This is a genomic window from Cellulomonas sp. (genome assembly GCF_965229465.1).
Taxonomy (GTDB): Bacteria; Actinomycetota; Actinomycetes; order Actinomycetales; family Cellulomonadaceae; genus Cellulomonas.
In genome coordinates this window covers 3,869,988-3,890,502 of sequence record NZ_OZ245882.1, presented here as the reverse complement: position 1 = coordinate 3,890,502, position 20,515 = coordinate 3,869,988, and the positions used below count along the sequence as shown (strand labels likewise).

At 71.2% G+C, this 20,515-nt stretch carries 20 protein-coding genes and 1 pseudogene; 11 read left to right on the top strand and 10 right to left on the bottom strand.

Annotation, left to right across the window (positions count from 1 at the left end; translation table 11 throughout):
* The first annotated feature begins 578 nt into the window (after positions 1 to 578).
* On the top strand, positions 579 to 794 hold the full coding sequence (locus ACO06A_RS18365) for a hypothetical protein (RefSeq protein WP_421733632.1): 216 nt from the start codon (positions 579 to 581) through the stop codon (positions 792 to 794).
* A 427-nt stretch (positions 795 to 1,221) separates the two neighbouring features.
* Here ACO06A_RS18365 and ACO06A_RS18360 read toward each other — a convergent pair whose 3' ends face one another.
* The 3 genes from ACO06A_RS18360 to ACO06A_RS18350 form a co-directional block, all read right to left on the bottom strand.
* Positions 1,222 to 1,656 carry a nuclear transport factor 2 family protein gene (locus ACO06A_RS18360; RefSeq protein WP_421733631.1) on the bottom strand — a complete coding sequence of 145 codons (435 nt, stop codon included), beginning with the start codon at positions 1,654 to 1,656 and terminating at the stop codon, positions 1,222 to 1,224.
* Complete coding sequence (locus ACO06A_RS18355; protein ID WP_421733630.1) at positions 1,647 to 2,453, bottom strand: MBL fold metallo-hydrolase; 807 nt, start codon at positions 2,451 to 2,453, stop codon at positions 1,647 to 1,649. The genes ACO06A_RS18360 and ACO06A_RS18355 overlap by 10 nt, the downstream gene beginning before the upstream one ends.
* A gap of 113 nt (positions 2,454 to 2,566) precedes the next feature.
* Entirely contained in the window at positions 2,567 to 3,061 is a 495-nt protein-coding gene (locus ACO06A_RS18350) for a MarR family winged helix-turn-helix transcriptional regulator (RefSeq protein ID WP_421733629.1), read from the bottom strand.
* Between the two features lie 552 nt (positions 3,062 to 3,613).
* On the opposite strand from ACO06A_RS18350, the pseudogene ACO06A_RS18345 reads away from it, so the two are divergent.
* Both ACO06A_RS18345 and ACO06A_RS18340 read left to right on the top strand, forming a co-directional pair.
* Positions 3,614 to 3,688 (top strand): annotated as a pseudogene (locus ACO06A_RS18345) (GNAT family N-acetyltransferase); the annotation flags it as partial.
* A 117-nt stretch (positions 3,689 to 3,805) separates the two neighbouring features.
* Positions 3,806 to 3,934, top strand: a complete 129-nt coding sequence (locus ACO06A_RS18340) for a hypothetical protein (RefSeq protein ID WP_421736118.1) — start codon at positions 3,806 to 3,808, stop codon at positions 3,932 to 3,934.
* A 16-nt stretch (positions 3,935 to 3,950) separates the two neighbouring features.
* Here ACO06A_RS18340 and ACO06A_RS18335 read toward each other — a convergent pair whose 3' ends face one another.
* From ACO06A_RS18335 to ACO06A_RS18315, 5 genes are all read right to left on the bottom strand, one after another.
* Positions 3,951 to 5,111, bottom strand: coding sequence for a peptidoglycan-binding domain-containing protein (locus ACO06A_RS18335; RefSeq protein ID WP_421733628.1), 1,161 nt, complete (start codon positions 5,109 to 5,111; stop codon positions 3,951 to 3,953).
* A gap of 44 nt (positions 5,112 to 5,155) precedes the next feature.
* A complete protein-coding gene (locus ACO06A_RS18330; RefSeq protein WP_421733627.1) occupies positions 5,156 to 5,548 on the bottom strand; it encodes a DUF7144 family membrane protein in 393 nt (130 codons plus the stop codon).
* Complete coding sequence (locus ACO06A_RS18325; protein WP_421733626.1) at positions 5,541 to 5,807, bottom strand: hypothetical protein; 267 nt, start codon at positions 5,805 to 5,807, stop codon at positions 5,541 to 5,543. The genes ACO06A_RS18330 and ACO06A_RS18325 overlap by 8 nt, the downstream gene beginning before the upstream one ends.
* A 6-nt stretch (positions 5,808 to 5,813) precedes the next feature.
* On the bottom strand, positions 5,814 to 6,290 hold the full coding sequence (locus ACO06A_RS18320; protein WP_421733625.1) for a hypothetical protein: 477 nt from the start codon (positions 6,288 to 6,290) through the stop codon (positions 5,814 to 5,816).
* A 94-nt stretch (positions 6,291 to 6,384) separates the two neighbouring features.
* The gene (locus ACO06A_RS18315) at positions 6,385 to 9,033 is read right to left on the bottom strand and encodes a LuxR C-terminal-related transcriptional regulator (protein ID WP_421733624.1); all 2,649 of its coding nucleotides are present in this window, start codon (positions 9,031 to 9,033) and stop codon (positions 6,385 to 6,387) included.
* 63 nt (positions 9,034 to 9,096) lie between these two features.
* Between ACO06A_RS18315 and ACO06A_RS18310 the strand changes: the two genes are divergently transcribed.
* From ACO06A_RS18310 to ACO06A_RS18280, 7 genes are read left to right on the top strand one after another with little or no spacing between them, the layout of a single operon-like run.
* Complete coding sequence (locus ACO06A_RS18310) at positions 9,097 to 10,305, top strand: M20/M25/M40 family metallo-hydrolase (protein WP_421733623.1); 1,209 nt, start codon at positions 9,097 to 9,099, stop codon at positions 10,303 to 10,305.
* Positions 10,302 to 10,703 carry a hypothetical protein gene (locus tag ACO06A_RS18305; RefSeq protein ID WP_421733622.1) on the top strand — a complete coding sequence of 134 codons (402 nt, stop codon included), beginning with the start codon at positions 10,302 to 10,304 and terminating at the stop codon, positions 10,701 to 10,703. The genes ACO06A_RS18310 and ACO06A_RS18305 overlap by 4 nt, the downstream gene beginning before the upstream one ends.
* A gap of 31 nt (positions 10,704 to 10,734) precedes the next feature.
* Positions 10,735 to 12,168 carry an anaerobic C4-dicarboxylate transporter gene (locus ACO06A_RS18300; RefSeq protein WP_421733621.1) on the top strand — a complete coding sequence of 478 codons (1,434 nt, stop codon included), beginning with the start codon at positions 10,735 to 10,737 and terminating at the stop codon, positions 12,166 to 12,168.
* Between the two features lie 50 nt (positions 12,169 to 12,218).
* Entirely contained in the window at positions 12,219 to 13,568 is a 1,350-nt protein-coding gene (locus ACO06A_RS18295) for a M20/M25/M40 family metallo-hydrolase (RefSeq protein ID WP_421733620.1), read from the top strand.
* Positions 13,565 to 15,073: an MFS transporter gene (locus ACO06A_RS18290; RefSeq protein ID WP_421733619.1), complete on the top strand. Its 1,509-nt coding sequence runs from the start codon at positions 13,565 to 13,567 to the stop codon at positions 15,071 to 15,073. The genes ACO06A_RS18295 and ACO06A_RS18290 overlap by 4 nt, the downstream gene beginning before the upstream one ends.
* Positions 15,074 to 15,131: 58 nt before the next feature.
* Positions 15,132 to 15,527: a PLDc N-terminal domain-containing protein gene (locus ACO06A_RS18285; RefSeq protein WP_421733618.1), complete on the top strand. Its 396-nt coding sequence runs from the start codon at positions 15,132 to 15,134 to the stop codon at positions 15,525 to 15,527.
* Positions 15,528 to 15,585: 58 nt separating this feature from the next.
* Entirely contained in the window at positions 15,586 to 16,134 is a 549-nt protein-coding gene (locus ACO06A_RS18280; protein WP_421733617.1) for a DUF1269 domain-containing protein, read from the top strand.
* Between the two features lie 29 nt (positions 16,135 to 16,163).
* Here the strand turns inward: ACO06A_RS18280 and ACO06A_RS18275 are convergent, their stop codons facing one another.
* On the bottom strand, positions 16,164 to 17,609 hold the full coding sequence (locus ACO06A_RS18275) for an HD domain-containing phosphohydrolase (protein WP_421733616.1): 1,446 nt from the start codon (positions 17,607 to 17,609) through the stop codon (positions 16,164 to 16,166).
* Positions 17,610 to 17,733: 124 nt separating this feature from the next.
* Here ACO06A_RS18275 and ACO06A_RS18270 point away from each other — a divergent pair, with 124 nt between their 5' ends.
* Positions 17,734 to 18,621 (top strand): phenylalanine 4-monooxygenase, encoded by an 888-nt coding sequence (locus ACO06A_RS18270; RefSeq protein WP_421733615.1) that lies wholly within the window; start codon positions 17,734 to 17,736, stop codon positions 18,619 to 18,621.
* On the opposite strand, the gene ACO06A_RS18265 is transcribed toward ACO06A_RS18270, so the two are convergent.
* Positions 18,618 to 20,447 (bottom strand): FAD-binding monooxygenase, encoded by a 1,830-nt coding sequence (locus ACO06A_RS18265; RefSeq protein ID WP_421733614.1) that lies wholly within the window; start codon positions 20,445 to 20,447, stop codon positions 18,618 to 18,620. The genes ACO06A_RS18270 and ACO06A_RS18265 overlap by 4 nt on opposite strands.
* Positions 20,448 to 20,515: the final 68 nt, after the last annotated feature.

The following is a 20,515-nucleotide window of genomic DNA, read 5'->3' as shown; positions in this document are numbered from 1 at the left end:
TGCCCCACCTGGCGCTCGCTCCACGCCTGAACGGTACGACGAGCGATCGCTCACGTCGGGCGACTCGCTCCAGGATCCACCGACGACGTGGACAGTCCATCCAGTCCAGCGAGAGCCTCGGCACTACTCAGGCAGTTCTCAGATAGGCGCACCGATGCTGACCCCCGTGCGGATCTTGGTAGCGGAGGACAAGGAGCGACTTCGGCGTGTGCTGATCCAGACCTTGGCCGAGTCCGGGTACGCGACCGATGAGGCGGCCACAGACGATGCGCTGGAGGCGCTGCAGATGGAGGCCGACGACGCGGTGGTCCTCGACGTGATTTTGCCCCGGGCTGAGCACGATCGAGGTGCGCCGGGTGGTGCGTGCCGAAGGGTCAGCGGTGCCGATCCTCCTGCTGACCGCTCTGGATGCTCCGCGGCGCCGCGCCGGCCGGTCTGGACGCCGGAGCGGACGACTACCTCGCCAAACCAGTGGGAACAGGCGAGGTGCACCTGGCGGCCACATCCGACAGTGGCCGTGCGCTGGTGGAGGTACGCGACACCGGAGTGGGGATGACGCCCGCGGAGGTCCGGGGCTGGTGACCGAACCGCAGATCCACTCGCTGGAGAACCTGCGCGGCATCCCGCACGACATCAGCTCGCGGATGCACCTCTGCGCGCTGCGCAACGAGTGGAATCGGTTCTACGCGGACTTCTCGCCCGATTCACCGCTGACTGTGCAGCAACTCCTGGACTACGCAACAAAACCTGACCTGCGTGACGGATCCGGGTTCCGACCACCCATGGAGCCCTGATGAGCGAGTACGAGCTGGAGCCTGAAGTCGCTGGCGGGTTCGGACCGACGACCATCCTGGACAGCAGCGTCCACCCACCGGTCGTGAGTCGACTCGGTGACGAACCGACGGCTGGCTCGGGGACGACCTTGTGACCACGTTCCCGGTGTACTTGGTAACCGACCGCCTGCGCACCGCCGTGGAGGCAGCAGACCTGACGGGCATCGAGTTCGGCCACGTCGACGTGACGGAGTCCGAAGAGATGCGGGTCACCCGGTCCGCTGGCCGATCGAGTCGTCGGAGGAGTCGTCTCCGTCCGCGGCAGGCGCTCACCTCGACCGACATAGCCTGGGTCGACGACTTCTCGACGCCATCGGTAAAGACCGACGGAGGAGCGACCGGAGCTGGAGCGCTCCGACCGCCCCTCCCACGCGACCGAGGTTCCGCGTCACACCCCATCCGGACGCGCGGCCTCGGCGACCAGTGCGGTGTCGACGAACTGCTCGAACCGCACGATCAGGCCCCCGCGCACGATGAAGTGGTGGGCGACCCTCACGTCCAGCGCCTTGTGGGTGGTCCGGTGGGTGGCGGTGTACCGGGCGAGCACGACGACGTCCTCCCCATCGACGACGTAGGTGTCGTCGTGAGCCGTCCACGCGTCCCAGTCCCGCCCGAGCACCTCCATGACGTGCGAGGTGACACCGTCCGGGGTGCGATACGTGCCGGCCAGCGGGAAGCCGGCCATCTCGGTCCACTCGACATCCGGGGCCAGCGTCATCCGCAGCGCGTCGAGGTCACCGGCGGCTGACGCGAGGTACTGCCTCCGCACGACATCGCGCGGCGAGGTCGAGCTCACCGGACCGGCGGCGTCGGTCAGCCCCACGTCATCTCCCCCTTCGCGACCTTCGGTCCGAGCTGGGCGGCGATCAGCATCCCGGCGCTCGGATAGGCGCCGACCAGTGCGGCGGTGGCCGTGGCGCCGTCGGCGGCCTCGGCCAGGATCCGCTCGAAGTCCTGCAGGTAGGTGCGTGTGTAGTCCAGGGCGCTCGCGTCGTTCGCGGTGCCGGGCAGCCGGTGGCCGGGGACGACGAGCCGCGGGTCGAGCGCTCGCATCTGGTCGAGCAGGTCGATCCATGCCGCGCGCTGCGACTGGGTCGCGGTGTCGGCCGTCCACACGTGCTCCTGCTGGAAGACGAGCACACCACCGAGGATGGCGCGGTCGTCGGCGCTCCAGAGGTAGTGCCGGTCCGGCAGCAGGGCCGATCCCCCGCGCAGCTGGAGCCTGTGCCCGTCGACCTCGAGGAACTCGGCGGCCAGCGGGGTGAGCGGGACCAGGCGAGTGGGCAGGTTGGCGCCCAGCGCGGCCCAGGCCTTGAGCTTTCCCTCGAACGACGCCTGGATGTGCTCGATGACGATCGGCGTGGCCAGGAGATTGGCGTCCGGGAAGGCGTGGGCCACGACCTCCAGTCCGAAGTAGAAGTCGGGGTCGGCGTGGCTGACGAAGACGGTGGTCAGGGTCTTGCCGGAGTCCAGGACCGCCGCGACCAAGCGGTGGCCGTCGGCGCGGGTGAAGCCGGCATCGACCAGCAGCGCCTCGTTGGGACCGGTGACCAGGACCGCCGACTTGTTCGGCGAGCCCGCTGGGAAGTCGAGATCGAACACCTGGTAGTCGAGCGACATGGGGGCAGTTCCTTCCTCGTCGGCACTCGGTGGACCCGAGGCCAGCAGCGCGTCGCGCCGCATGCCCATCCAACATTGGCTGACTAGTCAGCTATTCCATCCAAGGACGCCGATCACGGCATGACGGGCAGTGCAGTCGCCGCGTTCTTGCTCAGCGTCCGTATCGCCTCAGCAAACACCGCAGCCTGATCGGGTGGCAGGACATCGATGAGGTACCGCTCGATGTTGCGCGCGTGGAGGGCGCTCGCCGCAACGAGGAGCTCCTCGCCCCGGGGGGTCAGCTCGATGAGCTGCACCCGCCCATCGTCGGGAGACGCGTGACGCGCGACCAGACCCTGCGCGGATGCGCGATCGACCAGCCGGGTGGCTCCGCCGGAGGTCAACACCCTGGCTTGAGCGATGTCCCGGCCGGCGATGCCACCCGGACCTGCCCGCCCGACCACCAGGAGGAGCTCGTACAAGGAGTGGCTCAGTCCCGTCCCCTCCTCCAGCGCGCGGCCGAGGAGAAACTCCAGCCGGTTCGCAGCTCCGAGCAACCTGCCGAACATGAGGATGCGCGGATCGTTGGCGGCCTCCCGGGCCGTGGCGAACTCTCTGTCTCCGGTCACGCCCCAACCCTAGAGACGCGGCATCGACGACTCACGCAAGGTGTGCGGCCCGCGGTGCCACCCCGACGGAACCGCAGGTCACGGAGCCGCGGGGATGGTGCATTTCTGCAACCGGGCTCGTTTGCCCTCCCGCTCGACGGTAGCGTCGGCACAGTCCACGAGCTCCCGCACGCGGTGCGGTGGGAGCACGGGCCGCGACACGACCGAGAGTCGAGGTTGGCGCATGAGCGAGTCCAGCGTCGGGTCGAGTCCGCACCGGGTCTGCCAGGCATGACGCGCGGCCGTCGAACGGTGCACGTCGAGTCCGCGTCGCCAGAACGCTGGGACGATGTCGTCGCGGCGTTCGGCGCGTCGACGCCCGACTCCTGCTGGTGTCAGCGATTTCGCACTCACGACCAGCCGAGCAATCGTGCGGAGCTGCACCGGGAGATCGAGACGGCCAGCGTTCCTGTCGGCCTCGTCGCCTAAGTCGACGACGCACCAGCGGCATGGTCCCGGATCGTCCCGCGGACGACGTTGCCGGGGGTTCTGCGGAACCGCGCGCTGCAACGCGTGCTCGACGACGATCCAGCGGTGTGGTGGGTGACCTGCTTCGCGGTTCGCCGCGAGCATCGCGGCGCGGGTGTCGGCACAGCGCTTCTCGTGGCCGCCGTCGAGCACGCCCGTCGGCACGGGGCATCGGCGGTGGAGGGTCACCCGGTCGACGTCCGACGGCTCCACGCCGCCAAGGTCTCCGGCTCTGCCGTGTTCACCGGCACACTCGCGATGTTCGAGGCTGCCGGCTTCCACGAGATCGGCCGCACCTACCCGAGCCGGCCGGTCATGCGCCTCGATCTCGCGGACCGGCGACCCACCGACGCCTCCGAGGCCTGAGAACCGCGACGCGTGCTCAGCTGTCCGTCGACTCCGTAGGCGACGGCTCCGGTGACGGCTCCTCTCCGGCGGCCGCGAGAGCGCTCTGGAACGCCGCGATCGTGGCGGCGTCGACGGTTCCGGTGACCGGGACGCCCAGGTCCGTCTGCGCGGCGCCGACCGCGGCCGTGAGCGCGTCCGTCCACTGACCGTCGACAGGTCCGTCCCAGTACCCGGCGAGCTTGAGCGTCTGTTGCAGCGCCGCGGTCGAGGCCGCCGCGGCCGCGGCAGCGGCACCGCCCTGGGCCTCGAGGGTGGCTCGGAGTGCAGCCTCGCTCGCCTTGTCCATCGTCCCGGTCTCGGGCAGCCCGTTGGCCTGTTGCAGGGCCTGGACCGCGGCGACCGTCTGGGGGCCGTAGATCCCGTCGATCCCGCCTGCGTAGTACCCGGCGTCGCTCAGCGACTGCTGGAGCGCGACGGTGTAGGCAACCACTGCCGCGCTCGCCTGAACCTGCTGCTCGTCGGAGAGGCACCCGGAGTCGGCGAAGAGCCGCATCCACGCGATCTCGAGTGCGACAGCAGCCGCGTTGAACTGCTCCGCCGCCTGGGGCAACGGGGTCTCGTCGGTGATCCCGGCCTGGGCGTCGGCGAACTCGGCCTCGGCCTGCTGGACGCGGGTGACGCTGGCGGGAGCGGCCGACGCGGTCGGGTTCGCGGTGTCGTCGACGGTCGCCTCGGGCGCGGGCAGGCCTGAAGCCGTCGCCTGCGCGGCCGCGAGCACGGCTTCGGCATCGGCGAGGTCGGCCTGCGCCTCGGCGAGCGCCGCCCGGGCGTCGACCGCAGCCTGCGCTGCGTCCTTGGTCTCCGCCGCGGGATCGGTGAGGTCCTTGCCGGCCACGCGGACGTCGCCGACCGTGGTCGCCGTCTGGTTGAGCACGTCCCCGTAGCGGTCCAGCGCGGTGATGTAGGTCGAGCTCGCTGCGCAGAACGCCTCGGCCGTGTCGGCCGCCTCCGCCTCGGCGTCGGCCAACGCCTCCTTCTTGGCCGTCACGTCCGCCTGCGCGATGGCCACGTCGGACGGTTCGGGCCGGTCGGTGCACCCGGTCGCGAGCAGCAGCAGACCGCCAGTCACGACGGACGCCACGACCCGGGCGAGCGTGAGCTCGCCGCCGACCCGAGCGCTCCGGTGGTCAGTCATGTCGATTCCCTTCGATCGGGTGGTCCTGCGGGGTACGGCATCTCCTAGCTGAGGACGTCCCGGCCATGAACGGTCAGGGCCCAGACCACCAGCACGTCGATGGCGATGATCACGACCGACCACACGGGGTAGTAGGGCAGCCAGGCGAAGTTCACGACTGCGCTGAGGCACGCCACGATCACGCCGACGGTCCGAGCCCACACCGCACCGCCGAGGACGAAGATGCCGGCGAAGACGACGAGCACACCGACGATCGTGTGGATCCAGCCCCACGTCGTCACGTCGAAGGAGAAGATCCACTCCTGGCCGACGACGTAGAACGTGTCGTCGAAGATCGCGACCAGCCCCTGCATGACCTGGAATGCACCGGTCACCATCAACATCGTCGCGGCAAAGACGGTCACGCCGACGGCAAACCCGCTGCGGTGCTCACTCATGGTCGAACCCTTCGATCGTGGTGGTCGTCGTGGTGGTGGTGGTGCTGGTGGTGGGTTCGCTGTCGCCGAAGACCTTCCTTCGTTGGCGCTCGAACTCGTCCGGGGTGGCGAGGCCGCGCTCGACCAGGTCGGCGAGCTCGGCCAGCTGGGCGGCCGGGTCGACGAGCAGGGCGGCCCACGGGTCCTCCGGCGGGTTCGCCGGCCGGGTGCGGGTGAGCAGGTCGGGGTGCTCGGTGCGGGATCCGGGAACTCGGTGCATCTGCTCTCACCACTCCCCCCCGGGCGAGGACGTGTGGGACTCGAGCGCGGTCTGGACGCGACGCCTGGCGATCCGCTCGCCCCCCACGATCCGCCCGCCCGCGAGCTTGGCCGCCATCGAGAGGCGCGCCGCCCAGCGGCCCTCGACCAGGAGCACCACCGCGGACGAGCCAGGGCCGACCGCGAGCGACGCGGTCGCGATGTCGTGGGCGCTGAGCAGTCCCCCGACCTCTCCCTCGACGTCGCGCAGACCCGCCAGGCTCTCGACGTCCTCGAGCTCGAGCACCGTCAGTCCGCCGCCCTGCGCGCTCCTGGTGACGCAGACCAGATCGATGATCCGGATGGCCGAGGCGTCGACCAGCTCTCTGAGAGCGGGGACCAGTCGGTCCAGCGCCCCGAGGTCGGGCACGACGACCACGAGGTACTCGACCAGGTCGGCGTCGGGTGCGTCGTGCACCGGGCTCCGGCCGGCCGCGTCACTCATCGACTCGTCCGCGGCGAAGGAGAGGGATCACCGTGTCATCGTCGGGTGGTCCCAGGTGGGCTGACACCACCCTGCACGGGGTGAGCGCGGCCCGTCAGCCCCAGCGAGGCGTCCCGCTCACCCGCGGTCTGCTGTCGCTGTGGAGGTGACGGGCGATGTCGGCCGCCTCGAACCGGGAGCCGACACCCAGCTTGCGGTAGATGACCCTGAGGTGGAACTTCAGCGTGTTCACACTGATGTACAGCTCGTCGGCGATCTCGGGAAGCGTCAGCCGGCTCGGCAGCATCCGCAGGACGCCGAGCTCGCGCTCGGTGAGGTGCTCTCCCGGCGGGCTCGGGTCGGCCACGGACGTCGCCGCGTGCGGTGACGCGGCTCTCCTGACCCGGTCGAGCCAGGTCGCGGGAGCCATGACGGCCTGGACCTCGAGCAGCTCGAGGACGTCGGCGCCCTCGGCGGCGACCGTCTGCACGAGCCCGACGCCGGTCGACAGGGCGAGCGCGCGGGCGGCCCGCTCCAGGGCGAGCGCACGGGACCCTGCCGCCCGGGCACGCAGCAGGTCGCGCACCACCTCGTGGCGCGGGCAGCGCGGCAGCACCGTCTCGAGCAGTGCCTCCGCGCCGGCCCGATCGCCTACGGCGAGCTGCACGCGGGCCAGCGACACCCCGCCCCAGAAGCCGTCGTCCACCTGCGCAGCCCAGTTCTGGGCATCCTCGACCCGACCGGCGGCGAGGCACAGGACGGTCCCCGTCCGCGCCAGCCACGTCAGGCCACCCGATCCCGCGAACTCGCTGCGCACGAACTCGTGGGCGCGTTCGAAGCACTCGTCGGCAGCCGCGAGATCCCCGTCGTCGATCCGGAGCTCGGTCAGCTGGAGCATCGCCAGGCACTGCGCGTGCGTGACCGGGTCGCGCCACGGCGGGGAGGAGGACATCAGCTCCGTCACCGCTCGTGCTCGGTCGCCGAGCTCGCGGTGGGCGATCGCCTCGGCGATACCCAGCTCTGCGGACAGGATCGTCATCGAGCCCACCGCGACGACGTCGCGGACGCCGGCGACGATGCGCAGCGCATCCACCGGACGACCCGCGAGCACCTCACCCAAGGCGTGGATGCCCTCGTACCTGAGCCGGCGCTCCGGGTCCGCGCCGAGCTCCAGCCGGATCTGCTCCAGCGGCCCGGAGCCGTCGTCCCACCGCTCGTCGAGCGCCACCTCGCGCGCGAGCATGTTCCATCCGAACCGCCCCAGCTCGTCGGAGCGGACGTCCTCCCCCAGCAGGGCCATCGACTCCGTCGTCAGCTCACGGCTCCGGCCCCAGTCGCCGGTCACCGCGGCGGCGATCGACTGCAGCATCGTCAGCCGCCCGACCTGCGGGCGAGCGTCTCCGTCACGGTGCTCCCTGCGCGCGCCGGCCCGGACGGTCTCGAGAAAGCGGGCTTTGTCCACCAGCAGGTGGCACCACGCGAACTCGATCAGGGCCTGGAGGTCCGTCGAGGCGAGGTTGAGCGGGATCAGTGCAAGGGTGTGCGCGATCGTCGCCTCGCGCCCCGAGTCGTACAGCTCTTCGACGCGCCCGGCGAGCAGCCGCAGCGCGTCACGCGGCCGGCCGGCGAGGATCCAGTGCTCCAGGGCCGTGGCCACCTCGTCGGCGTCCTCGAACCATCGCGCGGCGCGTGCGTGCTGGGCGGCCACCCTCTGCGGCGACCGGCGCGTGGCCTCGGCGAGGAGCTCGTCCCGGACCACCGAGTGCACCTCGAACCATCCCGACGGTCCGAGCCTGGTGACGAACAGGCCGCGCGACTCGGCCTCCAGCAGGAGCTCGCCGGCATCGCTGCGCCCGGTGAGCGCGGCAGCCAGCGACGCATCCGTCCGCTTGGAGACGCAGGTGTCCAGGAGGACGTCGACCACGTCGGGGCGCTCGGCTCCCAGCACCTCACGCCACACGTAGTCGGAGAAGAGGAGCCCCCGCGTGTCTGCTCGAGGCATGGCTGCGGGCTGCGCCCTGTCCGACCGTGACGCGAGCGCCGAGAGCTGGAGACCCGCGGCCCAGCCACCGGCGCCGTCCACCACCTCACCGACCTGATCCGGTGCCAGGGAGGCGTCCAGCCGCGCCAGCATGCACTCGGCCTCCTCAGGGGAGAACCGGAGCTCGGCGAACTGCACCTCGGAGAGCTGCCCGCGGACGCGGAGCCGGTCGACGGGCAGCTTCGGCGTCCGCCGCGACAGCAGGACGACGTGGAGCCACGCGGGGATCGACGTCAGGAAGTGCGCCATCGACCGGGCGATGCCGTCGTCGTCGTCGACCAGGTGGAGGTCGTCGATGATCAGCACCGCGGGGTCCGGATGGTCCACCTGCTCCAGCCCGGCAACGAGCACCGCCACCGCGGCCTCCGGTGAGCCAGGGCGGCGCGCGCCTCGCGCCGTGGGCTCCCACCCGTCGACGAGCTCGCCGAGCGCGACGGTGACATCAGCCCAGAACTGGCCGCCGTCCCGGTCCGTCTCGTCGACCGAGAGCCACGCGCTGGGGACGGCTGCGGAGGAGAGCCAGTCGGAGAGCAGCGACGTCTTGCCGGAGCCCGCGGGCGCCACCACCACCGTGATGGGTGCGGACGTGGCCTGGTCGAGGAGCTCGACCAGGCGAGGCCGTCGGAGGTAGCGCGCCGGGTTGGGCGGAGCATGGAGCCGCGCCCCGTAGACCGATGTCACGGCCTCGGCGGGATGACGCCCGCTCGATCCGCTGCGCGTCACGGGACCCCCCCTTGACCAGCAAGAGCATCTGCTCGAACTCGATCATTGCGGACATGTCGGTCGATGACCAGCACCGACGCCCGGCGGGCCTTCGCGGTCCGCCCCACCCGGTCGAGGATGGGGACCACCTACCCGGACGGCTGCCATTCTCACCAGATGGTCACGGTGCTGCGGGACGGCGTCGATCGCGAGCGACTCCTTCGCACGTTCCTCGACCTCGTCGCGATCGACAGTCCGACAGGTCACGAAGAGGCGATCGGGCACGACCTCGAAGCCCGGTTCACCGACCTGGGCTGCGCCGTCCGCCGAGACCACGTCGGCAACCTCGTAGCCGTCCGTCCCGGCGACTCCGGCCGCACCATCCTCGTCTCGACGCACATGGACACCGCGGGGACCGATCGCGGCATCGTGCCGGTCGTGGGGTCTGACGGCGTCGTCCGCACCGACGGCTCGACGATCCTCGGCGCCGACGACAAGTCCGGGATCGCGGGCTGCCTGGAGGTCCTGACGCTCCTGCGCGAGCACCCTGACGACACCGCGCCCACGATCGAGTTCGTCGTCACCGTCGGCGAGGAGCGCGGCCTGGTCGGCTCGCGGCAGCTCGACGTGGAGCTGCTGGAGGCGAGCCACGGGTTCGTGCTCGACACCGCGGGGGCCATGGGCTCGATCACCTACTGGTCGCCCACGTCCGTGTACCTGACCATCACCTTCGTCGGCAGGAAGGCCCACGCCGGTGTCGAGCCGGAGAAGGGCATCAATGCGGTCAAGGTCGCCGCCGAGGCCGTCGCAGCGATGCCGCTCGGGCGCATCGACGAGGAGACGGTCGCGAACATCGGGACGTTCACGGGCGGTGAGGCGCGCAACATCGTGCCCGGCTCGGTCGTCCTCGAGGGGATGGCACGCAGCCACGACCAGGGCAAGCTCGACCGTCAGCTCCACGCCATGCGCTACGCGTGCCAGGTCGCCGCCGACCGCCACGGTGCAACCGTCGACTTCGGTATCGAGACGATCTACCAGACCTACAAGATCGACGAGGACGCCGTGCCCTACCGCGAGGCCGCAGCCGCGATCCGTTCGGTCGGCCTGGACGTGGTGCCGCGCAAGTCCGGCGGCGGGACCGACGGGAACTTCTTCAACGCCAAGGGCATCCCCTGCGTCGCGCTGCCGACCGGGATGGTCGACGAGCACGCGACCTCCGAGCACATCGCCGTGGACGACATGGTCCTCGCCTGCCGGGTGCTCCTGGCCATCGTCACCGGAGCCACCCGATGAGGCGGCCCGTCGCGTGGCTCGGTGTCGTCGTGGTCGCCGCCGCGACCGTCACCGGGTGCTCCGAGCCGGCCGACCAGGACCCCTGCGTGAGCTACGCCGCGCTCACCGCCACGGTCGACGACCTGCGCGAGCTCGTCGACTCCGGCGGTGAGCCCGCCAGCGTGGCGGCGAAGGCGGTCGCGGCGAAGGCGCAGCTGAACCAGCTCGAGGCGCTCTCCGAGGACCGCCTCGACGCCGCGGCCTCCCGGCTGCGCACGGCCGTCGACGACCTCCAGCTCGCCGCGGGCTCGGAGGCCCAAGACTCCGCGGCGGCGCTGGTGTCAGCGGCGGTCGACGACGTGCGGGACGCCTTCGCTGCCCTGGCGGAGTCGCTCGACACGCAGTGCACCACCGGATGACCGCGCGGGGACCTGAGACGGAGGAATCGGCATGAGCGTGAGCTTCGTACTCGAGGCCCTGGTGGTGCTCGGCGCCATCGTGATGGGCACCCGGGCCGGCGGTGTCGGCGTCGGGCTCTGGGGCGGCCTGGGCACGTTCATCCTGGTCTTCGTCTTCGGCGAGGCACCGGGCGAGCCTCCCGCCGCCGCGATGGCGATCATCCTCGCCGTCGTCACGAGCGCAGCCCTGATGCAGGCCGCCGGAGGGATCGACTGGATGGTCAGCGTCGCGGCCCGGGTCATCGAGCGGCGCCCGAAGCAGATCACCCTCATCGCACCCCTGACCGCTTTCGCGTTCTCCGTGGGCGCCGGGACGAGCAACATCATCTATCCGCTGCTGCCGGTGATCTACGACGTCGCCTACAAGAACCACATCCGACCGTCCCGCCCGCTGACCGTCACCGTGGTGCAGTCGGGCATCGCGCTCGCGGCCTCGCCGGTCTCCGCAGCGATGGCCGCGATGCTCACGTTGACCGACGTCGAGCCGTACAACCTGGGACTGACCCAGATCCTCGCGATCACGATCCCGGCGTGCGTGGTCGGCATCATCGTCACGTCCGTGGTGGTCAACCGGATGTGGAAGGAGCTCGACGACGACCCCGAGGTGCAGGCCAAGATCGTGTCCGGGGAGCTCGTCGCGCCCCCGGCCGTGGCCGTCGGGGTCCCGGCAGGGGCGGTGTCGTCCGGCAGCGCAGGCCTCGGTCCGGACGTCACCGGTCCGTCGGGGGTGGCCGAGTCGGCACCCGCCTCGGCGCAGCTCACCTATACGCGCGCCGGCCGCAACTCCGCCCTCGTCTTCTTCGCCGGGGTCGTGGCGATCGTGATCCTCGGCCTCTTCCCCGGGCTGCGCCCCTCGTTCGAGGTCCCGGACGTGGGCACGGTGACGCTCGACATGACCAACACGATCGTCCTGGTGATGTTCGTCGTGGGCGTCATCATCCTGTTCGTCGGGCGGCCTGACGTGAAGACGGTGCCGGACCAGTCGGTGTTCAAGGCCGGCATGATCTCGGCGATCGCCCTCTTCGGCATCGCCTGGCTCACGGCCACGTTCATCGCAGCGCACGAGGAGTTCATCATCAGCACCGTCGGGGCCTGGGTCACCGACTGGCGGTTCCTCTTCGCGCTCGCCGTGTTCCTCGTCGCCGCACTCACGACCAGCCAGTCGACCGCGACGCGGACCATGGTGCCGATCGGCCTCGCCGCCGGTCTCGCCCCTGGTGTCGTGGCCGGCATGTGGGCCGGTGCGCTGGGCGGCGTCTACACCCTCCCGGCCAACGGCACGCAGATCGCCGCTGCGAACTTCGACCTCACGGGCACGACGAAGCTGGGCACCAAGCTGATCGACCACAGCTTCTTCATCCCCATGCTCGTGCTCTCGGTCACCACGATCATCGTCGGCTCCGTCATCGGGGCCGTCTTCTTCTGACCCTGGCGGCGCGGCACCCGCGGGGTGTCGAGGAGAGAACGGAGCACGTCGTGCAGACCAAGGACCAGATCGCGGGCAAGGCGGCCGACCTGATGCCCGGCCTCCTCGAGGACCTGCGCACGCTCGTCGCCATCCCGTCCGTCGCATTCCCCGGCTACCCCGCCGAGCCCGTGCACCGCATGGGCGAGGAGACGCGCCGGCTGTTCCAGGCGGCCGGCTTCACCGACGCGCGCCTCATGGAGGTGCCGACCGGGTACTCCCCCATCTACGGGCAGATCGACGGACCCGAGGGCTCGCCGGTCGTCGTGCTCTACGCCCACTACGACGTCCAGCCGGCCCCGGCCGACCAGGGCTGGACCAGCGACCCGTGGACGGCGACGCGCAAGGACGACGGACGGATCTACGGGCGGGGGGCCGCCGACGACATCGGCGGCCTGATCATCCACCTCGGCACCCTGGGCATCTTCGACGGGAAGCCGCCGTGCACGGTCAAGCTGATCCTCGAGGGGATGGAGGAGACCGAGAGCAACCTGGAAGCCTTCGTCGAGGCGCATCCCGACCTGTTCGACTGCGACCTGTTCATCATCTGCGACATGGGCAACCTGCGCGTCGGTGAGCCGGTCCTGACCACCGCGCTGCGCGGGGACGTCGCGTGCGTGGTCACGGTCAGCACGCTCGAGCACCCGCTGCACTCCGGCGTGTTCGGCGGGCCCGCGCCCGACGCCATGATGGCGCTCGCCCGGCTGCTGGCCACGCTGCACGACGACGCCGGCGACGTCGCCGTCGACGGGGTCACGTCCACCACCTGGGCGGGCGAGGACCTGAGCGCCGACGACCTGCGGGCCAGCGCCGACGTCCTCGACGGGGTCAGCCTCACGGGGACGGGGCCGATCAGTGCCCGGCTCTGGGCGCGGCCCTCCGTGAACGCGATCGGGCTCGACATGACGAGCATCGCCGGCTCGTCGAACGTGCTCATCCCCCAGGCCAGCGCCAAGATCTCCATGCGCATCGTGCCCGGCTCAGACCCGCAGGAGGAGCTCGACGCCCTGGTGCTGCACCTGGAGACGCACGCCCCCTGGGGCGCGAAGGTGGAGGTCCGCCGCACCAAGGCCGCTCCTGCGTTCACCTGCGCGACCGACGGCCCCGCGTACGCCGCTGCCCGAGAGGCCATGACCGAGGCCTTCGGCACGTCCGTCGGTGAGGCCGGCTGCGGCGGCTCCATCCCGCTGCTGCGCACGCTCGAGTCGGTGGCCCCGCGCGCGGAGTTCATCCTGTGGGGCCCGGAGGACGTCGCGCTGTCCCGGATCCACGCCTCCGACGAGAGCGTCGACCCGGCCGAGATCGAGACGATGATCGTCGCGCAGGCACTCCTGCTGCAGGACCTGGGTCGGCGCCGGTGACCCAGGCATCCTCGGGGCGGTCGACGGCACGCGGGGTCCTGGTCGCCGCGTGCCTGTCCACGCTCGTCGTCAACGCCAACACGTCCGCGGTGAGCATCCTGCTGCCCGCCATCTCCGCCGACACCGGCATGTCGGTGGAGACCTTGCAGTGGGCGGTGACGGGGTACTCCCTCGTGGGCGCGGCGACGATCGTCACGTCCGGGTCGCTCGGCGACGTCTTCGGCAGGAAGCGCGTCTTCCAGATCGGCCTGCTGCTGTTCATCGCCTCCTGCGTGCTCATCGCCTTGTCGAGCTCGGGCGGCATGGTGATCGCGGGGCGCGCGATCCAGGGGGCCGCCGGGGCGACGATCCTGGCCTGCGGTCTCAGCCTGCTGTCCGTGGCGAACACCGGTCCCGCGCAGCTCCGGGCCGTCTCACTGTGGGGTGCGGCCGCTGCGGTCGGGGCCGCGGCCGGGCCCCTGCTCGGTGGCGTCCTGGTGGAGGTCACCGGCTGGCACGCGCTCTTCTGGGTCGACGCGGTCGTCGCCATGGGCGTCGTGGTCCTGACGGCGGTCACGGTGTCGGAGTCGCGGGACACGGCCCGGTCCCGCTCCATCGACCTCGGGGGAAGCGTGCTGGTGGCACTGACCCTGACGCCCTTCATCCTCGCGCTGAGCAAGGGCAGCGCGTGGGGGTGGACGTCCGTGGCGACCCTCGGCTGCTTCGCGCTGGCCGTCGCAGCCGGGGTCGGGTTCGTCGCCGTCGAGCGACGGGTGGCGGTGCCGATGCTCGACCTGGCGCTGCTGCGCAACCGGATCCTGGTCGGCTCCACGCTCGCGATCCTCATCGGGGCGGGCACGATCAACGCGCTGATGTACCTGGTCAGCCTGTACTTCCAGGATCCGAGCACGCTCGGGCTCAGCCCGCTGGAGGCCGGCCTGGCGACGCTGCCCGCCACGGTCGGGCTCGTGCTCGTCGCGCCCTTCGTCCCTCGCCTCGCCGCCCGGTTCGGGGGACGACAGGTGGTCGGCGCGGGCTTCGCCATCACCGCCGTCGGTTTTGCGATGCTCGGCTTCGCCGAGGGCTCCTGGCTCTACGGGGCGTTCGTCGTTCCCCTGATCGCCGTCGCGATCGGGATGGGACTGTCCAACGGCCCGGCCTCGGCGGCCGCCACCGCGTCGGTCGACGCCACCGACGTCGGCGCAGCATCCGGCGTCTCGAACATGGCCCGCTACGTGGGTGCTGCCGTCGCGACGGCCCTCGCTGCCACCGTCTACGGCAGCGTCATCGCCGACGGGACCGCCGCCGGCCTGTCCCCGGCGGACGCCCTGGCGGACGGGCTCGCCACAGCCTCGTGGCTGATGGCCGCGTTCAGCGCCCTGGGTGTCGCCATGGCCGTCGTCATGGGCCGACGTGCACGGGCAGCCCGGGGCACGCTGGCCGACTCGGCCGCGTCCGCTGCTGCCGGTTCCTTCACCTTGCCGACGTCCGCCACGCCCGTCGCCTCAACCGCGGTCGCGCCATGAACCGCCGTCCGCCGTCCCCGCGACCTCACCGGCCGCGACCACCCCACAAGGAGGCCCAGTGAACCTGACCGCGTCGTTCGGGAGCGGCGACATCCTGCTCTGGATGCTCGAGCTCTTCCTGTTCATCATCTGGTTCTGGCTGCTGGTCGCCATCTTCGGCGACCTGTTCCGGGACCCGGACACGGGCGGCGGCGCCAAGGCGCTGTGGGTCGTCCTGCTCGTGATCCTGCCGTTCCTCGGGATCCTGCTGTACCTCATCGTCCGGGGCAAGGGCATGGGGGCCAGGCAGGCGGCGCAGATGCAGGCCGCACAGTCCGCGTTCGACGACCGGATCCGCAGCGCCGCGGGATCGTCCCCCACCGACCAGATCGCCCAGGCCAAGGCCCTCCTCGACTCGGGCGCCATCGACCAGGCCGAGTTCGCCAGGCTCAAGGCGACAGCGCTCGGGTCCTGACCAGACTGCGCGACCCGCACCGCCAGAAAGTCCGCACACCACCCGAAGGAGCACCACGATGTCCGACGACCAGATCGACACCGGCGCACTCGTCACGGACGGCGCCTACACGTTGTTCGTCGCCGACTTCAGCGACACCGACGCCGCCTGGCAGGCGTACGAGGCGATCAAGGGCGCCGAGGACGGCAGGACCCTGAGCGTCGACGGCGTCCTCGTCGTCAAGCGCGACGCCGACGGCACCCTGGAGATCCTCAAGTCGACCGACCACAGCACCCGCCGGGGCCTGACGTGGGGAGTCGTCGGCGGCGTCGCGCTCGGCCTGATCTTCCCCCCGAGCGTCATCGGCAGCGCAGCCGCGCTCGGCGCGATCGGCGCTGCGACCGGCAAGGGCGTCGCGCTGCACCACCGCAAGGAGCTGGCCGAGGACCTGCAGGACGCGATCGTGGCCGGGCACTCCGGGATCGTGGCGCTCGTCTCCGACCCCAGCGCGATCGCGCTCCGCAAGGCGCTGGACAAGGCGGACGCCATCGTGGAGAAGGCCATCGAGAAGGCAGAGGCCGACGAGATCAAGGCCGCGGCCGACGAGGCGCGTGCCGAGTCGCAGTAGACCGACGCGGCCTGATCGTCGGTCGAGCGCTACTTGTCCTTGGTGTTCTTGGCCGCGTCGGCGTTCTTGGCGTTCTCCGCCTTCTTGAGCTTGCCCTTGGCGTTCTTCGCAGCGATCTGCCCGGGCGAGGGAGCGACGACCGGCGGGAGGACCATGGGCGCCGCGGACGGGGCGATCGGCGGGTCGCTCGGGGACGGGAGCGGGGTGCTGTCCGGTGCGTCGGCCGCGGCCGTCGACGTCGGCATGACCACAGGGACGTCCTCGACCCGTCCGGACTGTGGCGTGGTGATCGCGGCGGTGTCCGACGCGACGGAGGTGGGCGGCACGGGCGTGTGCGGGACCGGAGCCAGTGCCCCGCCCGCGGTGGCTGTCGACACCGAGAGCACGAGGCCGATCGCTCCGGTGCTCTTGAGGGCGCCCACCGTGGTCATCCTCTGCACGACGGACGGCAGGTCAGTGGTGACGTGCGGCAGACCCGGCAGGATCGAGAGGATGCTCAGCGGCCCGGCGATGCGGCGCAGCCGGCCCAGCCCGATCGCCAGGAAGGCCCGGACCACCTGCGGGTCGAACTGCTCGCCGGCGCACCGGGCAAGCTCCGCGCGAGCGGCGGAGGCGGGCAGGGCGCGCTTGTACGAGCGCGCCGACGTGATGACGTCGTACGCGTCGGCGACGGCGACGATCCGGGCGCCCCTGCTGATCTCCTCGCCGGCCAGACCGGCTGGGTAGCCGGCGCCGTCCCAGCGTTCGTGGTGCTGCCCGATCACGTCCAGCCACGGACCGAGCCACTCGCTCAGCGGCTGGGCGATCTCCATGCCGGCTTCGGGATGGTCGGCGATGATGCTCCACTCCCGCGCCGTGGGCTCACCCGGTTTGCTCAGGACGTTCGCGGGAACGCGCAGCTTGCCGACGTCGTGCAGGAGGGCTGCCCAGCTGAGCTTGGCTGCCTCCTGGGCGGACAGGCCCAGCTCCTTGCCGATCAGCGCCGAGTAGGCCTGGACCCGCTCGCTGTGACCGCGGGTGAGCTGGTCGTGGTCGCTGATCGCCGCGACGAGGCTGAGGATGCGCGCGGCGTGCTCACCCTCGGGGCGTGGCCCTCGCCGACCGAAGACGGCCAACCTCGCCTGGAGGGCGTCCGGCGAGTAGTGGCTCATCGCGACCGCGAGCCTCGACGGAGCGCGGTCGGGGAAGTAGAGCGTGAGCCGGAGCAATGTCGTCAACGGCAGGAACCGGCGGCAGAGCCGGGTCGCGAGGACCAGGACGGCCGTCGCGCAGGAGATCTCGATGAGCAGCCAGACCCACGTGCTGACGCCGAGCCGGCTCGGTGGGAGCCAGTGCACGGCAGCGAGCCCGGTCCCGACCGAGAGGGCGACGGGGATCGCGGCGATCAGCATCCGCACGGCCCCCGCCACGAGGGGACGGCCCTTCCATACCCCGAGACTCGCGTCGTCGTAGTTCTGCGTGGGACCAGAGGCCATCCTCTGACAACGACATCTCGGGCGCCGACCTTGACATCTCGTTCGGGTGACGGTTCGTCGGACCGTCGACCCGCGACACGGGTGGGGGATGCGTTCGGCGCCCTTTCGGCGTAGAACGGATCGCATGTTCGACGAAGGACAGCTGTACGCCCCCGTCACCGCCGACGAGGACGGCAAGGTCACCGTGCACCTCGCCGACGACCATCCCGGTGCGCACGACCCGGAGTACCGCCGCCGCCGCGAGGAGATCGCCGGCCCGGCTCTGGGGTGGCAGCCCGGGGACCCGGTTCCCCGTGTGGAGTACACGGACTCCGAGAACGACATCTGGCGGACCGTGTGCCGCGAGCTGGCGCCGAAGCACGAGCGGCTCGCGATCCGTGGCTACCTGGAGGGCAAGGAGGCACTCGCCCTGCCCACCGACCACGTGCCGCAGCTCGACGAGGTCAGCGCGGGCCTCGGTCCGCTCAGCGGCTTCCGGCTCCACCCGGCGGCGGGCCTGGTGCCCCTCGACGTCTTCTACGGGTCGCTCGCGGACGGGGTGTTCCACTCCACCCAGTACCTGCGTCACCCGTCACAGCCGCTGTACACGCCGGAGCCCGACGTCATCCACGAGGTCGTGGGGCACTGCAACCTGCTGGCCAACCCTGCGATCGCCGAGGTCAAGCGCAGGGCCGGGGAGGCCGCTCGGCGGTGCGAGACGCCCGAGGGGCTCCAGTACGTGGCCGACGTCTTCTGGTTCACCATCGAGTTCGGCGTGATGTACGAGCACGGCGAGCTGCGTGCGTACGGCGCCGGCCTGCTGTCGTCCTACGGCGAGATCGAGGAGTTCCGCGGCGCCGACATCCGGCCCGTCGACTTCCACCAGATGGCCACGCTGGCCTACGACATCAGCCACTACCAGCCGATCCTGTTCGCGTGCGACGGCATGGGCGAGCTCACCGACCGGGTGGGCGGGTTCTTCGCCGGGTTCGACGACGAGACGCCCTCCCGGCTCGCCCACGACGCCGCCTAGCGTTCGAGCAGGAACTGACCGAGGAACGCCGCGAGCTCGTCCGTGGCGTCCAGCGGCAGGACGGCGGCGACGTACTGGTCGGGCCGGACGACGACGACGCACCCGGCCCGGTCCACGCCCCGCAGATCGAAGATGTCGTCGTCGGGATGCGTGGCGAAGACCTGCTCGTAGTCGACGAGCTGGAACGGCCCCGTCCGCGGCAGGAACAGCTCGGGCACCGCCGCGATGTCCACGTCGGCGTGCCGCTGCTGGTGGACGACCTTCACGTCGAAGACCCCCTCCCGCGCCAGCGGGACGGCCATCCGCTCGGCCCAGGCCGCCAGCGCGGAGGCATCCCGGTCGGCGAACGCGTAGACGCGCCAGCGGCCGTCGGCGCGGTGCTGGTGCCCGAGGTGCAGCGGGTTGGCGTCGGCGACGCGGACAACCGGGGCGGACTTGAACCGCTTCCCCACCGGGAACCCTGTGGCGAGCGCCTGGTGGGTGGGCTCGGAGACGACCATCGACGGTGCGTACTGCGTCATGAACCCGAACAGGAACTCGGTGGTCCGCACGTAGAACTCGGCCAGCCGGCCGGGGTCCCCCAGCTCCTCCGGCGTCTTCGCCATGAGCGTGGACCACTCCTTGTCGAAGTCGATGAGGTTCTGCGCGACCACCTGACGCTCGGCGGAGTAGGTGGCGAGCAGGCTCTCCGGGCTCCGGCCGGTGAGCACGTAGCCGAGCTTCCACGCCAGGTTGAAGCCGTCCTGCATGGAGACGTTCATGCCCTGGCCGGCCTTGGCGCTGTGGGTGTGGCACGCGTCACCGGCGATGAACACGCGCGGCGTGCGCGCGGCCCGCCCGTCGACGTGCTCCTCGACGGGGACGTCGTCGAACCGGTCGGTCAGCCGGTGCCCCACCTCGTAGACGCTGTGCCAGGCGACGTGCCGCACGTCGAGCGTGTACGGCTGCAGGATCGCCTGCGCCCGCGCGACGATCTGCTCGATCGTCGTGTCGCGCACCTCGTGGTGGGAGTCGGGGTCGACCTCCCCGAGGTCGACGTACATCCGGAACAGGTGGCCGCCCTCGCGCGGGATGAGCAGGATGCTGCCCCCGGCACCCGACTGGATCGCGCACTTGAGGCGGATGTCCGGGAAGTCGGTGACCGCCAGCACGTCCATCACGCCCCACGCGTGGAACGCGGAGTTCCCCTCCATCGTGCAGCCGATCGCGGTGCGCACCCCGCTGCGGGCACCATCGGCGCCCAGGACGTACTTGGCCCGGACCACCCTCGACCGGCCGGCCCGCTCGAGCGTGACGTCGACGTGGTCGTCGAGTCGCTGGAGTCCGCGGAACTCGTAGCCGTAGTCCGGCACCATCCGGCTGGGTGAGCTCGCCATGTACTCGGCGAAGTAGTCGAGCACCCGCGCCTGGTTGACGATGAGGTGCGGGAACTCGCTGATGCCGCTGGGGTCGTCCGGCGGGCGCTCGCCACGGACGATGCGCGACGGGTCGGCGGGGTCCGGGTGCCAGAAGCACATCTCGGTGATGCGGTAGGCCTCCTCGGCGATCCGGCCGGCGAACCCGAACGCCTGAAAGGTCTCGACGCTGCGGGCCTGGATGCCGTCCGCCTGCCCGATGGCCAGCCGGCCGTCGCGGCGGTCGACGATCCGGGTGGTGACGTCCGGGAACTGGGAGAGCTGCGCGGCCGCGATCATCCCCGCCGGCCCGGCCCCGACGATGAGGACGTCCACCTCGTCGGGGAGCTCCTCGGGCCGGTCGAGGCCGACGCCTGCCGCGGGCTGGACGCGGGGATCGCCGGACACGTAGCCGTGGTGGTGGAACTGCATGGGACCGACTCCCCTGACGCCGATGTCGAGGTGGTACGGATCGTATATTATCCCTCCAGGCCGCAACG

Excerpts from the sequence above, each read along its gene's own strand:
- ACO06A_RS18275 (WP_421733616.1), bottom strand. The coding sequence starts at position 17,609 with ATGGCCTCTGGTCCCACGCAGAACTACGACGACGCGAGTCTCGGGGTA.
- ACO06A_RS18280 (WP_421733617.1), top strand. The coding sequence starts at position 15,586 with ATGTCCGACGACCAGATCGACACCGGCGCACTCGTCACGGACGGCGCC.
- ACO06A_RS18300 (WP_421733621.1), top strand. The coding sequence starts at position 10,735 with ATGAGCGTGAGCTTCGTACTCGAGGCCCTGGTGGTGCTCGGCGCCATC.
- ACO06A_RS18355 (WP_421733630.1), bottom strand. The coding sequence starts at position 2,453 with ATGTCGCTCGACTACCAGGTGTTCGATCTCGACTTCCCAGCGGGCTCG.
- ACO06A_RS18335 (WP_421733628.1), bottom strand. The coding sequence starts at position 5,111 with ATGACTGACCACCGGAGCGCTCGGGTCGGCGGCGAGCTCACGCTCGCC.
- ACO06A_RS18265 (WP_421733614.1), bottom strand. The coding sequence starts at position 20,447 with ATGCAGTTCCACCACCACGGCTACGTGTCCGGCGATCCCCGCGTCCAG.
- ACO06A_RS18330 (WP_421733627.1), bottom strand. The coding sequence starts at position 5,548 with ATGAGTGAGCACCGCAGCGGGTTTGCCGTCGGCGTGACCGTCTTTGCC.
- ACO06A_RS18305 (WP_421733622.1), top strand. The coding sequence starts at position 10,302 with ATGAGGCGGCCCGTCGCGTGGCTCGGTGTCGTCGTGGTCGCCGCCGCG.
- ACO06A_RS18310 (WP_421733623.1), top strand. The coding sequence starts at position 9,097 with ATGACCAGCACCGACGCCCGGCGGGCCTTCGCGGTCCGCCCCACCCGG.
- ACO06A_RS18320 (WP_421733625.1), bottom strand. The coding sequence starts at position 6,290 with ATGAGTGACGCGGCCGGCCGGAGCCCGGTGCACGACGCACCCGACGCC.
- ACO06A_RS18325 (WP_421733626.1), bottom strand. The coding sequence starts at position 5,807 with ATGCACCGAGTTCCCGGATCCCGCACCGAGCACCCCGACCTGCTCACC.
- ACO06A_RS18270 (WP_421733615.1), top strand. The coding sequence starts at position 17,734 with ATGTTCGACGAAGGACAGCTGTACGCCCCCGTCACCGCCGACGAGGAC.